The following is a 13,252-nucleotide window of genomic DNA, read 5'->3' as shown; positions in this document are numbered from 1 at the left end:
GGGATTCGAACCCTCGATGCATGAGAAAGCCGGGTTCGACGGGTGACGCGCAGCGGCACCCGAACGTCGCCGCAGGCGACGGCCCGAAGGGCGAGGCGCGCGCGCCGAGTCATCCCTTCCTCTCCGCCAGATTCAGTAAAGGGGCCCGAGTGGGCCCCTTTCGCATGTCTGGCCCCGAGATGGTGTGATCTGATGCTCCCCGGCAGGGCCGCATTTGAAGGTGTTCCACGAGGGCGCAGTGGCCATGCTCGTTGGACGTCGTGCGCGGCGCTCGCGTACACTTGCAGGCGTAACCGCACCCGTCACTCAGCCGCCGAACCGTTGTCCGAATGCGGGGTCCAGCCCCGGTAGACGGTGCGGGCGAGGTCGGGTCAAAGATCCCGAATGTATCGCAGTATCGCCGCCGGCATATGGCCTGGCGGCTTCGACCCAGACCATCCGGAGGTCCCCTGTGTCCGCGCCCGCTCTGCTCGTCCTGGAAGATGGCACTGTGTTTCATGGTCAGGCGATTGGCGCCCAGGGCCAGACGGTCGGCGAGGTGGTGTTCAACACCGCGATGACCGGTTATCAGGAGATCCTGACGGATCCCTCCTACCACCGGCAGATGGTCACGCTGACTTATCCGCATATCGGCAATACCGGGACCACTCCGGAGGACGATGAGTCCGCGCGCGCCCATGCCGCCGGTCTGATCATCCGCGACCTGCCGCCGCTGGTGTCCAACTGGCGCTCGCGCGAGTCGCTGCCGGATTACTTGCTGCGCCACGGCATCGTGGCGATCAGCGGGATCGATACCCGCAAGCTGACCCGCATCCTGCGCGAGAAGGGTGCGCTGAACGGCTGCATCCAGGCCGGTGAGGTGGACGAGCAAGCGGCCCTGGCCGCGGCGCGCGAGTTCCCCGGCATCAAGGGGATGGATCTGGCGCGCGAGGTCACCACGCGCAACCGCTACGAGTGGCTGGAAGGGACCTGGCAGCTGGGCGAAGAGTCGGCCCGGGTGGACCCGGAGCAGGCCGAATTCCACGTGGTGGCCTACGACTTTGGCATGAAGCAGAACATCCTGCGCATGCTGGCGGATCGTGGCTGCCGCGTGACCGTGGTCCCGGCCGAGACGCCGGTGGACGAGGTGATGGAGCTCAAGCCCGACGGTGTGTTCCTGTCCAACGGCCCGGGCGACCCCGAGCCCTGCACCTACGCGATCGACGCGATCCGCGACTTCTGCGAGCGCAAACTGCCGCTGTTCGGGATCTGCCTGGGGCATCAGCTGCTGGGCATCGCCAGCGGCGGCAAGAGCGTGAAGATGAAGTTCGGCCACCACGGGGCGAACCACCCGATCCGGCACGAGGCCAGCGGGCGCGTGATGATCTCGTCACAGAACCACGGTTTTGCGATCGACGAGGACAACCTGCCCGACACCCTGACGCCGACCTACCGGTCGCTGTTCGATGGCACGCTGCAGGGGATCGCGCGCACCGACTGCCCGGCCTTCAGCCTGCAGGGGCATCCGGAGGCCAGTCCGGGCCCGCACGATGTGTCCCCGGCGTTCGACGACTTCGTCGAGATGATGCGCGCCGCGCGTCGCTAAAGCCCCTCCTACCGATTTCCCGATTTCGACAGCCTGCGAGAGCCGTCACATGCCCAAGCGTACCGACATCCAGAGCATCCTGATCCTCGGGGCCGGCCCGATCGTGATCGGTCAGGCCTGCGAGTTCGACTACTCCGGCGCCCAGGCCTGCAAGGCCCTGCGCGAGGAGGGTTACCGGGTGATCCTGGTGAACTCCAACCCGGCGACCATCATGACCGACCCGGAGATGGCGGATGCCACCTACATCGAGCCGGTGGAGTGGGAGACGGTCGCCAAGATCATCGAGAAGGAGCGCCCGGATGCGGTGCTGCCGACCATGGGCGGGCAGACGGCGCTGAACTGTGCGCTGGACCTGTCGCGCGAGGGCGTGCTCGAGAAGTATGGCGTGGAGATGATCGGCGCCAACGAGGCGGCGATCGACATGGCCGAGGACCGCGACCACTTCAAGGCGGCGATGGCCGACATCGGCCTGGATACACCGACCGCGATGCTCGCGCACTCCTGGGAGGAGGCGCAGGAGATCCAGCCGAAGATCGGCTTCCCGGTGATCATCCGGCCGTCGTTCACCCTCGGCGGTTCGGGCGGCGGCATCGCCTACAACCGCGAGGAGTTCGAATACATCGTCAAGAACGGGCTCGATCTCTCGCCGGTGAACCAGGTGCTGCTGGAGGAATCCGCGCTCGGCTGGAAGGAGTTCGAGATGGAGGTGGTCCGCGACAAGGCGGACAACTGCATCATCATCTGCTCCATCGAAAACCTGGACCCGATGGGCATCCACACCGGGGACTCGATCACCGTGGCCCCGGCGCAGACCCTGACCGACAAGGAATACCAGATCATGCGCGACGCCTCGCTGGCGGTGCTGCGCAAGATCGGTGTGGAGACCGGCGGCTCCAACGTGCAGTTCGCGATCAACCCGGAGAACGGGCGCATGATCGTGATCGAGATGAACCCGCGGGTGTCGCGTTCCTCCGCGCTGGCCTCCAAGGCGACCGGCTTCCCGATCGCCAAGGTCGCGGCCAAGCTGGCGGTGGGCTACACCCTGGACGAACTGAAGAACGAGATCACCGGCGGGCTGACCCCGGCTTCGTTCGAGCCGTCCATCGACTACGTGGTCACCAAGATCCCGCGCTTCACCTTCGAGAAGTTCCCGCAGGCGGAGGCGCGGCTGACCACGCAGATGAAGGCCGTGGGCGAAGCGATGGCCATCGGCCGCACCTTCCAGGAGTCGTTCCAGAAGGCGCTGCGCTCGATGGAAACGGGCATGGATGGCCTCGACGAGCGGATCGACCTGGCGGCCGAAGATGTCGTCGATCAATTGCGCACGAAGCTCGCCAACCCCAGTCCCGACCAGGTGCTGTACGTGGCCGATGCCTTCCGTGCCGGCTTCTCGATCAAGGACATCTTCGACCTGACCGCGATCGATCCCTGGTTTCTGGCGCAGATCCAGGAGCTGGTGGATGTCGAGAAGGGCCTGAAGGATCGCATCCTGGGCGACATCGCCGCCGAGGAGATGTATCGCCTGAAGCAGCGCGGTTTCTCCGACCTGCGCCTGGCGAAGCTTCTCAACGAGACCGAGAAGGCCGTGCGCAAGCACCGCCACAAGCTGGGCGTGCGCCCCGTGTACAAGCGGGTGGATACCTGCGCGGCCGAGTTCGCGACCACCACGGCCTATATGTATTCCTCCTACGAGGAGGAAAACGAGGCGGAGCCGACCGACAAGCAGAAGATCATGGTCCTCGGCGGCGGGCCGAACCGTATTGGCCAGGGTATCGAATTCGACTACTGCTGCGTACACGCCGCACTGGCCATGCGTGAGGACAAGTACGAGACCATCATGGTCAACTGCAACCCGGAGACCGTCTCCACCGACTACGACACCTCCGACCGGCTTTATTTCGAGCCGCTGACCCTGGAGGACGTGCTGGAAGTCGTCGAGACCGAGAAGCCGGTGGGCGTGATCGTGCAGTACGGCGGCCAGACACCGCTCAAGCTCGCGCGGGATCTCGAGGCGGCCGGTGTGCCGATCATTGGCACCAGCCCGGACTCGATCGATCTGGCCGAGGACCGCGAGCGCTTCCAGGCCCTGTTGCACAAGCTGGGTCTCAAACAGCCGCCCAACCGCACCGCGCGCAGCGAGGAAGAGGCGGAGAAGCTGGCCGACGAGATCGGCTACCCCCTGGTGGTGCGCCCGTCCTACGTGCTCGGTGGCCGTGCGATGGAGATCGTGCGTGACCGCGAGGATCTGCGCAGCTACATGCAGAACGCGGTGTCCGTCTCCAATGATGCGCCGGTGCTGCTGGACCGCTTCCTGGATGACGCCATCGAGGTCGACGTGGACGCGATCTCGGACGGCGAGAATGTGATCATCGGCGGGATCATGGAGCACATCGAGCAGGCCGGCGTGCATTCCGGCGACTCGGCCTGCTCGCTGCCGCCGTTCTCGCTGTCGATGGAACTGCAGGACGCGATGGTCGAGCAGGTACGCAAGATGGCGCTGGGGCTCAAGGTCGTGGGCCTGATGAACACCCAGTTCGCGATCAAGGGCAATGACATCTACGTGCTGGAGGTGAATCCGCGCGCCTCGCGCACGGTGCCGTACGTGTCCAAGGCCGTCGGGCGTCCGCTGGCCAAGATCGCCGCGCGCTGCATGGCCGGCCAGACCCTGGCCGAACAGGGTGTGGGCGATGCGGTGTACCCCGAGTACTACTCGGTGAAGGAATCCGTGTTCCCGTTTGCCAAGTTCCAGGGCGTGGATCCGATCCTGGGGCCGGAGATGAAGTCCACCGGCGAGGTGATGGGGGTCGGGCGCAGCTTCGCCGAGGCCTTCGCCAAGAGCCAGCTGGGGGCGGGCGTGCTGCTGCCGTCCACCGGCAAGGCCTTCGTGTCCGTGCGCGAGATCGACAAGCCGCATGTGGCCGAGGTGGCCCGGCGCCTGGTCGAGCTGGGCTTCGAGGTCCTGGCGACGCGCGGTACGGCGAAGATCCTGGAGGAGGCCGACATCGCGGTCACGCGTGTGAATAAGGTGACCGAGGGTCGCCCGCACATCGTCGACATGATCAAGAACGACGAGATCAGCTTCATTATCAACACGGTGGAGGGCAAGCAGTCGACCTCCGACTCCTACACCATTCGCCGCGAGGCGCTGATGCACAAGGTGGGGTACACCACGACCATCGCCGGCGCCCGTGCCACGGTGCAGGCCCTGGATCACCTGGGGGCGAACGACGTGTTCCGGCTGCAGGACCTCCATCAGGAGAATCTCGGAGGGAAAAGCGCATGAACAAGACCCCGCTGACCGTAACCGGCGCCGAGAAGATGAAGGCGGAGCTGAAGAAGCTGAAAGGCGAGGATCGCCCGCGGGTGGTGAATGCGATTGCCGAGGCGCGCGAACACGGCGATCTGAAGGAAAACGCCGAATACCACGCTGCGCGCGAGCAGCAGAGCTTTATCGAGGGGCGCATCCGCGAGCTGGAGGGCAAGCTCTCCAACGCCCAGATCATCGACGTCACAGCCCTGCCACAGACGGGCAAGGTCGTGTTCGGTGTGACCGTGGTGCTCGAGGCGACCGAAGACGGGCGCCAGGTGACCTACAAGATCGTGGGCGAGGACGAGGCCGACATCAAGCAGAACATGATCTCGGTGTCCTCGCCGATTGCGCGCGCGCTGATTGGCAAGGAAGAGGGCGATGTCGTGACCGTCCAGGCGCCGGGTGGCGAGACGGAATACGAGATCCTCGAGGTGCGCTACGTCAACTGACGTAGCGGGCGGGATCAGGCCGGGTCGAGGGTAACCTTGGGCTCGTCCGGATTGCGCCGGAACAGGGTCGCCACGTAGCCGATTCGCTGGACCAGGGCCGCACCCGTGCGTTCGCACAGGTCCTCGACCGTACCATTGCGGGCCTCGCGGTCGCCGATATTGACCTTGATCTTGACCAGCTCGTGATGCGCCAGTGCCTGTTCCAGCTCCTTGACCACGGCGTCCGTCAGGCCATTGCGGCCGATGGTCACGATGGGCTTGCGCGGGTGGGCGAGGCTGCGCAGGTGGCGGCGTTGCGCGTCGGTCAGATTCACGTGGAATTTTGATTCGGTATTGGAACACGCAAATTGTAGCACGCGGATCGCGTGCCTGAGCCAGGAGAACCACGGTGCCCAAGCGTAGCCGTTCCAGTCAGCGCTGGCTGAAGGAGCACTTCGACGATCCGTACGTGCAGCGGGCGCAGCAGGAGGGCTATCGTGGTCGCGCTGTCTACAAGCTGCAGGAGATCGACGAACGTGACCGGCTGCTCAAACCGGGCATGCGCGTGGTCGATCTGGGGGCGGCGCCGGGTGGCTGGACGCAGTACGCCGCACAGAAGATCGGTCGCAAGGGGGGGCTCGTGGCCTCCGATATCCTGCCGATGGATCCTGTGCCCGGTGCCACGATCATTACCGGCGACTTTCGCGAGGATGCAGTCCTGCAGGCGATCCTGGAGGCGCTGGACGGGCAGCGCGCCGACCTTGTGCTTTCCGATATGGCCCCCAACCTTACGGGTACGGATGCGATCGATCAGCCGCGCTCGATCCATCTGTGCGAGCTGGCGCTGGAGTTGGCCTGCGATGTGCTGAACCCTCGGGGTGCGATGCTGGTCAAGTTGTTTCAGGGCGAGGGATCGGACGCCTATCTGGCCGAGGTGCGGCGCCGGTTCGAGAAGGTGCAGGTGCGCAAACCGCAAGCCTCGCGCCCACGGTCACGCGAAGTGTACGTATTGGCGCGTGGCCCTCGGGATGTGTAAAGCTCGCGAGAATCCACGTAGGTAAAAGTTTTTCGAGGTGGCGTTTTGAACGGTCTGGCCAAGAATTTGATCATCTGGGCGGTCATCGCGATCGTCCTGATGTCGGTATTCAACAACTTCAGCCCGCAACAGCAGCAGGATGTGCGGAGTATTACCTATTCCGAGTTCATCCGGGATGTGCAGGGCGGCCGTATCGACAGCGTCACCATTGAGGGCGACAAGATCCGCGGCCAGACCATTGAGGGTCAGCGCTTCACCACGGTCAATCCCAATGACACCGGCCTGATCGGTGATCTGCTGCAGAACAATGTGGAGATCAATGCGCAGGAGGATGCCGAGCGCTCGCTGCTGATGAGCATCCTGATCTCCTGGTTCCCGATGCTGCTGCTGATCGCCGTGTGGATCTATTTCATGCGCCAGATGCAGGGTGGCGGTGGCGCTGGTCGCGGGGCGATGTCCTTCGGCAAGTCCAAGGCCAAGCTGATGTCCGAGGACCAGGTGAAAGTCACCTTCGGTGACGTGGCCGGCTGCGACGAAGCGAAGGAAGAGGTCTCCGAGCTGGTCGACTTCCTGCGCGACCCGTCCAAGTTCCAGAAGCTGGGTGGCCAGATCCCGCGTGGCGTGCTGATGGTCGGCTCGCCGGGTACCGGCAAGACCCTGCTGGCCAAGGCCATTGCCGGCGAGGCCAAGGTGCCGTTCTTCAGTATCTCCGGTTCCGACTTCGTGGAGATGTTCGTGGGTGTGGGCGCCTCGCGTGTACGTGACATGTTCTCCGAGGCCAAGAAGCACGCCCCCTGCATCATCTTTATCGACGAGATCGATGCGGTCGGTCGCCAGCGTGGCGCCGGCATGGGTGGCGGTCACGACGAGCGCGAGCAGACCCTGAACCAGCTGCTGGTCGAGATGGACGGCTTCGAGGGCACCGAGGGCATCATTGTGATCGCCGCGACCAACCGCCCGGACGTGCTCGACCCGGCGCTGCTGCGTCCGGGCCGTTTTGACCGCCAGGTGGTGGTCCCGCCGCCGGACGTGCGTGGCCGCGAGCAGATCCTCAAGGTCCACATGAAGAAGACGCCGATCGCCGACGACGTGCGTCCGGACCTGATCGCGCGCGGCACGCCGGGCTTCTCCGGTGCGGACCTGGCGAACCTGGTCAACGAGGCGGCTCTGTTTGCGGCCCGGGCCGGCAAGCGCCTGGTCGACATGAGCGACTTCGAGCGCGCCAAGGACAAGATCATGATGGGCGCCGAGCGCAAGTCCATGGTGATGTCCGAGGACGAGAAGAAGCTGACGGCCTACCACGAGGCGGGGCACGCGATCGTCGGGCTCACGGTCCCCGAGCATGACCCGGTCTACAAGGTCAGCATCATCCCGCGTGGACGGGCCCTGGGCGTGACCATGTTCCTGCCCGAGGAAGATCGCTACAGCCACTCCAAGACCCGGCTGGAGAGCCAGTTGGCGAGCCTGTTTGGGGGGCGTCTGGCGGAAGAAATCATCTTCGGCGACGACAAGGTGACCACTGGCGCTTCCAACGACATCGAGCGTGCCACCCAGATCGCTCGCAACATGGTGACCAAGTGGGGTCTTTCCGAGAAGCTGGGCCCGCTGGACTACGGCGAAGAGGAAGGGCACCCGTTCCTTGGCGGGCAGATGGGGGCGAAGTCCAAGCCGATGTCCGACGAGACCGCGCGCCAGATCGACGCCGAGGTGCGTCGGATCATCGACACGAACTACCAGCACGCCAAGCAGATCCTGCTGGACAACCTCGACAAGCTGCACGCGATGGCCAAGGCGTTGATGAAGTACGAGACCATCGACGACAAGCAAATCGAGGACATCATGGCTGGGCGCGAACCGCGTGAGCCGGCGGATTGGGACAGCGACAGTGGTTCCGATGGATCGGCGCAGGCGGGCGACGAGCCCGCCGCCGATTCCGACGACGGCCGCGAGGACGACGACAGCAAGGGTGTTGTCGGCGGGCCTGCCCCGCAGTCCTGACCGGCGTATCTCAACAGGGTGGCGACAGGCCGCCATGGGCCGCCAGGGTTTCTCTGGCGGCCTTTTCATTTGGCGGGGAGGACACAAAAGCATGGGCATGGATACGGAAGGCGCGACAGCGATCCTGCACTGCGGAAGGCACCGGCTGGCGCTGGATCGCCCACGGATCATGGGCATCCTGAACGTCACGCCGGACTCGTTCTCCGATGGCGGCTCGCATCAGCGTGTGGAACAGGCCCTGGAGCACGCCCGCAGGATGGTGGAGCAGGGCGCCGACCTGATCGATATCGGGGGCGAGTCGACGCGTCCGGGGGCTGAGCCAGTCGCACTGGAGGAGGAACGGCGGCGGGTGTTGCCCGTGATCGAGGCCCTTGCCGCGGAACTGGAGGTCCCGCTGTCGGTGGACACGATGAAGCCTGAGCTGATGCGCGAGGCCGTGGCGGCGGGGGCCACGCTGCTGAATGACGTCAACGGGTTTCGCGCCGAGGGGGCCTGGGAAGCCGCCGTTACTGCCGCCCGCGAGCAGGGTGTGGCCCTGTGCGCGATGCACATGCAGGGGGAGCCGCAGTCCATGCAGCAGGCCCCGCACTACGACGACGTCGCACGGGAGGTGGGCGCGTTCCTGCGTGATCGGCGCGAGGCGTTTGCGCGCGAAGGCGTGCCAGCCGAGCAGTTGCTGCTGGACCCGGGCTTCGGATTTGGCAAGACGCTGGAGCACAACCTGGCACTTTTCCATGCGCTGCCCGCGCTGGCCGATCTGGGGTCGCCGCTGCTGGTGGGGGTCTCGCGCAAGTCGATGATCGGTGCCCTGCTGGGGGATCGTCCGGTCCAGGAACGTGACACCGGTTCCGCGATTGCGGCGTTACTGGCGGCGCAGGCCGGCGCGCGTGTCCTGCGTGTGCACGATGTCGCAGGGACACACGATGCGCTGGCGCTATACTTTGCACTGACACTACAGGCATGGCGGGGCTCCCGCCAGCCGTGATCCGTTTTCTGTATCAAGGGAGAAGCAAGCGGCATGGGGCGTTATTTCGGCACCGACGGGATTCGTGGGCGTACAGGCGACTGGCCGATGACGCCCGAGTTCGCGCTGCGTCTGGGGTATGCGGTGGGCGAGGTGCTGGGCGCGCGGTCCAAGCGTCAGGGTCCGGTGCTCGTGGGGAAGGACACCCGGGTCTCGGGCTACATGTTCGAGTCGGCGCTACAGGCCGGGTTGTCGGCCGCAGGCCTGGATGTGGCCCTGCTGGGGCCGATGCCGACGCCCGCGGTAGCCTATCTCACGCGGACCTTCCGTGCGACCGCCGGGGTCGTGATCAGCGCCTCGCACAACCCGTTCCACGATAACGGTTTCAAGTTCTTCACCCCGGAGGGCGACAAACTCGCGGATGCGGTGGAAGAGGCCATCGAGGCGCGTCTGGATGAGCCGCAGCGTTCGGTGGACGGAGCGCACTTGGGCAAGGCCGTGCGTATCGCCGATGCCGCCGGCCGTTATATCGAGTTCTGCAAGAGCGCCATCCCGGCGCGCTCCGAGTTGCGCGGCCTGCGCGTCGTGGTCGATTGCGCTCACGGCGCGACCTACAACGTCGCCCCGCCGGTATTCGAGGAGCTGGGGGCAGAGGTGGAGGTGCTGGGTGCCCGACCGGATGGCTACAACATCAACGCCGGCGTGGGTGCGCTGTACCCGGAGGTCGTGGCCGAGCAGGTGAAGGCCTCCGGGGCCGACCTCGGGATCGCCCTCGATGGCGACGGCGATCGCGTGATCCTGGCGGATGCGAACGGAAATGTGGTCGATGGTGACCAGATTCTCGGAATTCTCGCCCTTGATCGCCAGCAGTCGGGTCTGCTCCAGGGTGGGGTGGTCGGCACCCTGATGACCAACCTTGGGCTCGAGAATGCCCTGAGTGAGCACGGGATCCCGTTCGTGCGGGCGAAGGTCGGCGACCGCTATGTCCTCGAGGAGCTGCGTCAGCGCGACTGGATGCTGGGCGGAGAAGGATCCGGGCATATCGTATGTTTGGAGCACACGACGACCGGCGACGGGACCGTTGCGGCACTGCAGGTCGCCCACCTGATGCACCGCACAGGCTGCTCGCTCGCGGAGCTCGCGGCGAAGATCCCGAAGCTGCCGCAGTGCCTCGTGAACGTCCCGATCTCGGGCAAGGCCAATGGCTGTCTGGAGGCACCTGCCGTGCGCTCCGAGGTCGCCGCGGTCGAGGCCGAGCTGGGTGTGCACGGACGTGTCCTGCTACGCCCGTCCGGTACCGAGCCCCTGGTACGCGTGATGGTCGAGGCCCAGGACGAAGTCATTACCCGCCAGGCCGCCGAGCGCATCGCCGACAGCATCCGCGCGGCTGTTTGATCCCGGTCTGGGGGCGATACCGGCCCATTGGTCGTTCCTCAGGGGATTGGCCGCCCGTTTGCCCAGTGTCGGGCTCGGTTGATTTGCACCGGGTGCGCCGGTAACATCCCGCCGCTCCAATCATCATGATCGGACTCCGTGTATCCGCGCGGGTCCGACCGTTCTCGCAGGAGGAAGATCCGCATGCGCAAGCCGCTGGTCGCCGGTAACTGGAAGATGAACGGTTCGCGCGAGGCGAACCGCGCCCTCCTGTCGGCCCTGAAGGACAGTCTGGGCGACCTGCAGGATGTCGACGTTGCGGTGTGTCCGCCCGCCGTCTACCTGTCCGAGATCGCCGAGACCCTGTCGGGCAGCGTGATCGAGGTCGGTGCGCAGGACTGCTCGGATCAGGAAAAGGGCGCCTATACCGGTGAATTGGCCGGTTCCATGCTGGCCGAGGCGGGCTGTCGTTACGTGATCGTTGGCCACTCCGAGCGCCGCGAGCGCCAGAACGAGTCCAGCGAGTGGGTGGCAGCCAAGTTCATCGCCGCCCAGGCCGCCGGGCTGACGCCGATCCTGTGTGTCGGCGAGCAGAAGAGTGACCGCGAAGGCGGACGCACCGAATCCGTGGTGGCCGAGCAGCTGGATGCGGTACTGGATGCCGCCGGCGTCGAGGCCTTCGATCGCGCCGTGATTGCCTACGAGCCCGTCTGGGCGATCGGCACCGGTCTGACCGCCACGCCCGAGCAGGCGCAGGAAGTGCATGCCTTTATCCGCAACCGGGTGGCGGGTCGTGATCCGCGCATCGCTGCGGATCTGCGCGTCCTCTACGGCGGCAGCATGAAGGCGGACAACGCCGCGGGCCTGCTGGCGCTGGAAGACATCGACGGCGGGCTGATCGGTGGCGCCTCGCTGGACGCCGATGCCTTTGCCGCGATCGCCCGTGCGGCGGCCGAGCGGGTCGCGGCATGATCTACGGGTTGCTCCTGGTCGTTCAGGTCGCGGTCTCGATCGCCCTGATCGCCCTCGTGCTGATGCAGCATGGCAAGGGTGCCGACGCGGGTGCGGCCTTTGGCAGTGGTGCGTCCGCGACCGTGTTCGGTGCGCGCGGCTCAGCCAACTTTCTGAGCCGCTCGACCGCGTTTCTGGCTGTGGTGTTCTTCGTGAACAGCCTGACGCTGGCCTATCTCGCCTCCTCGACACCCCAGGCCGAAAGCCTGATGGATCAGCTCGAGGCGGAAGAGATGCGCGAGGAGGGCGATATTCCGGAAGGCATTCCCGGTACAGTACCCCGGGACGACGAATCGGACGCCCCGGCCTCGGATCGCCCGGCCGACGTACCCGAATAGGCCGGCGACCGCGGCCTCCTAGACAGGCAGATGTGGTGGAATTGGTAGACACGCTATCTTGAGGGGGTAGTGGCGAAAGCCGTGTGGGTTCGAGTCCCACCATCTGCACCATTTCAAAGGCCCCTGGCGACGTTCGAGAATCGGCGCTTGGAGTCAAAACAAAATAAAATCAGTAACTTATAAAATCACAAAGACTTGACACCGTTTTCACGGTTCACCTAGACTCCGTGCCCGGTATGCGCCCCGGCCTCGTCCATCGAGGTGGCCACCAACCGGTGCATTCAACCAGCAACGCTAGAACGGCTCGCGGACGCGCCGGATCCACGCGGCACCCTGCGAACCGACCCGCCCGAGGGCGGTGTACGGGAGAGAGACATGCTGGAAGGTTATCTACCCATCCTGCTGTTCATCGCAGTGGGGATCGTGATTGGCATCGTGCCGCTGGTGGTCGGGATGGCCGTCGGGCCGCGCAAGCCCGACGCCGCGAAGAACTCGCCCTACGAGTGTGGCTTTGAGGCCTTTGAGGACTCGCGGCTGAAGTTCGATGTGCGCTTCTACCTGGTTGCGATCCTCTTCATCATCTTCGATCTCGAGATCGCATTTCTCTTCCCGTGGGCGGTATCGCTGGATGCCATTGGCCTGTTCGGGCTTCTTGCGATGGCCGTGTTTTTGCTCATTCTGGTGGTTGGGTTCATTTACGAGTGGAAGAAGGGGGCGCTGGAATGGGAATAGAAGGCGTTCTTGAAAAGGGCTTCGTCACCACCTCGGCTGACAAGCTCATCAACTGGGCCCGTACGGGCTCGTTGTGGCCGATGACCTTCGGTCTGGCCTGCTGCGCGGTGGAGATGATGCACGCCGGTGCCGCGCGCTATGACCTCGACCGCTTCGGGATCATCTTCCGGCCGAGTCCGCGTCAGTCCGACGTGATGATCGTGGCCGGCACGCTGGTCAACAAGATGGCGCCGGCGCTGCGCAAGGTGTACGACCAGATGCCCGAGCCGCGCTGGGTGATCTCCATGGGCTCCTGCGCCAACGGCGGCGGCTACTACCACTACTCCTATGCCGTGGTGCGCGGGTGTGACCGCATCGTGCCGGTGGATGTCTACGTGCCGGGCTGTCCGCCCACGGCCGAGGCCCTGCTCTACGGCATCATCCAGCTGCAGAACAAGATCCGGCGCACGAACACCATCGCGCGCTAACGCACCCGG

The 13,252-nt window shown here is 65.3% G+C and carries 12 protein-coding genes, 1 tRNA gene and 1 other RNA gene; 13 read left to right on the top strand and 1 reads right to left on the bottom strand.

The window, feature by feature from the left end; translation table 11 throughout:
* The 4 genes from F813_RS14005 to greA all read left to right on the top strand — a co-directional run.
* A non-coding RNA gene (locus tag F813_RS14005) (RtT sRNA) lies at window positions 1-129 on the top strand; the annotation flags it as partial.
* A 322-nt stretch (window positions 130-451) separates the two neighbouring features.
* Entirely contained in the window at window positions 452-1,585 is a 1,134-nt protein-coding gene (gene carA, locus F813_RS0106530; protein WP_012982111.1) for a glutamine-hydrolyzing carbamoyl-phosphate synthase small subunit, read from the top strand.
* Between the two features lie 49 nt (window positions 1,586-1,634).
* Window positions 1,635-4,868, top strand: coding sequence for a carbamoyl-phosphate synthase large subunit (gene carB, locus F813_RS0106525; RefSeq protein WP_017925967.1), 3,234 nt, complete (start codon window positions 1,635-1,637; stop codon window positions 4,866-4,868).
* The gene (gene greA, locus F813_RS0106520) at window positions 4,865-5,344 is read left to right on the top strand and encodes a transcription elongation factor GreA (RefSeq protein WP_012982113.1); all 480 of its coding nucleotides are present in this window, start codon (window positions 4,865-4,867) and stop codon (window positions 5,342-5,344) included. Before carB ends, greA begins: the two co-directional genes overlap by 4 nt.
* Before the next feature lie 14 nt (window positions 5,345-5,358).
* Here greA and yhbY read toward each other — a convergent pair whose 3' ends face one another.
* Window positions 5,359-5,658 (bottom strand): ribosome assembly RNA-binding protein YhbY, encoded by a 300-nt coding sequence (yhbY, locus tag F813_RS0106515; protein WP_017925966.1) that lies wholly within the window; start codon window positions 5,656-5,658, stop codon window positions 5,359-5,361.
* 74 nt (window positions 5,659-5,732) lie between these two features.
* Between yhbY and rlmE the strand changes: the two genes are divergently transcribed.
* The 9 genes from rlmE (at window position 5,733) to F813_RS0106470 (ending at window position 13,243) form a co-directional block, all read left to right on the top strand.
* Entirely contained in the window at window positions 5,733-6,359 is a 627-nt protein-coding gene (gene rlmE, locus F813_RS0106510; protein WP_012982115.1) for a 23S rRNA (uridine(2552)-2'-O)-methyltransferase RlmE, read from the top strand.
* A 45-nt stretch (window positions 6,360-6,404) separates the two neighbouring features.
* Entirely contained in the window at window positions 6,405-8,357 is a 1,953-nt protein-coding gene (ftsH, locus tag F813_RS0106505; protein WP_017925965.1) for an ATP-dependent zinc metalloprotease FtsH, read from the top strand.
* 91 nt (window positions 8,358-8,448) lie between these two features.
* Window positions 8,449-9,342 (top strand): dihydropteroate synthase, encoded by an 894-nt coding sequence (folP, locus tag F813_RS0106500; protein ID WP_017925964.1) that lies wholly within the window; start codon window positions 8,449-8,451, stop codon window positions 9,340-9,342.
* Window positions 9,343-9,375: 33 nt separating this feature from the next.
* The gene (gene glmM / locus F813_RS0106495; RefSeq protein WP_017925963.1) at window positions 9,376-10,716 is read left to right on the top strand and encodes a phosphoglucosamine mutase; all 1,341 of its coding nucleotides are present in this window, start codon (window positions 9,376-9,378) and stop codon (window positions 10,714-10,716) included.
* A 183-nt stretch (window positions 10,717-10,899) separates the two neighbouring features.
* Window positions 10,900-11,667 carry a triose-phosphate isomerase gene (gene tpiA / locus F813_RS0106490; protein WP_012982119.1) on the top strand — a complete coding sequence of 256 codons (768 nt, stop codon included), beginning with the start codon at window positions 10,900-10,902 and terminating at the stop codon, window positions 11,665-11,667.
* A complete protein-coding gene (secG, locus tag F813_RS0106485; RefSeq protein ID WP_012982120.1) occupies window positions 11,664-12,044 on the top strand; it encodes a preprotein translocase subunit SecG in 381 nt (126 codons plus the stop codon). Before tpiA ends, secG begins: the two co-directional genes overlap by 4 nt.
* A 26-nt stretch (window positions 12,045-12,070) precedes the next feature.
* Window positions 12,071-12,155 (top strand) — tRNA-Leu (locus F813_RS0106480).
* Window positions 12,156-12,419: 264 nt separating this feature from the next.
* Window positions 12,420-12,776 (top strand): NADH-quinone oxidoreductase subunit A, encoded by a 357-nt coding sequence (locus tag F813_RS0106475; protein WP_012982121.1) that lies wholly within the window; start codon window positions 12,420-12,422, stop codon window positions 12,774-12,776.
* Window positions 12,767-13,243, top strand: coding sequence for an NADH-quinone oxidoreductase subunit B family protein (locus F813_RS0106470; protein ID WP_012982122.1), 477 nt, complete (start codon window positions 12,767-12,769; stop codon window positions 13,241-13,243). The genes F813_RS0106475 and F813_RS0106470 overlap by 10 nt, the downstream gene beginning before the upstream one ends.
* The last annotated feature ends 9 nt before the right edge of the window (window positions 13,244-13,252 follow it).

It is taken from the genome of Thioalkalivibrio sp. HL-Eb18 (genome assembly GCF_000364985.1).
Taxonomy (GTDB): domain Bacteria; phylum Pseudomonadota; class Gammaproteobacteria; order Ectothiorhodospirales; family Ectothiorhodospiraceae; genus Thioalkalivibrio.
The sequence above is the reverse complement of the archived record's forward strand: the minus strand, read 5'-3'. Positions and strand labels throughout refer to the sequence as shown.

Coding starts and splice junctions, on each gene's coding strand:
- carB (WP_017925967.1), top strand. CDS start 1,635: ATGCCCAAGCGTACCGACATCCAGAGCATCCTGATCCTCGGGGCCGGC.
- greA (WP_012982113.1), top strand. CDS start 4,865: ATGAACAAGACCCCGCTGACCGTAACCGGCGCCGAGAAGATGAAGGCG.
- folP (WP_017925964.1), top strand. CDS start 8,449: ATGGGCATGGATACGGAAGGCGCGACAGCGATCCTGCACTGCGGAAGG.
- glmM (WP_017925963.1), top strand. CDS start 9,376: ATGGGGCGTTATTTCGGCACCGACGGGATTCGTGGGCGTACAGGCGAC.
- tpiA (WP_012982119.1), top strand. CDS start 10,900: ATGCGCAAGCCGCTGGTCGCCGGTAACTGGAAGATGAACGGTTCGCGC.
- secG (WP_012982120.1), top strand. CDS start 11,664: ATGATCTACGGGTTGCTCCTGGTCGTTCAGGTCGCGGTCTCGATCGCC.
- F813_RS0106475 (WP_012982121.1), top strand. CDS start 12,420: ATGCTGGAAGGTTATCTACCCATCCTGCTGTTCATCGCAGTGGGGATC.
- F813_RS0106470 (WP_012982122.1), top strand. CDS start 12,767: ATGGGAATAGAAGGCGTTCTTGAAAAGGGCTTCGTCACCACCTCGGCT.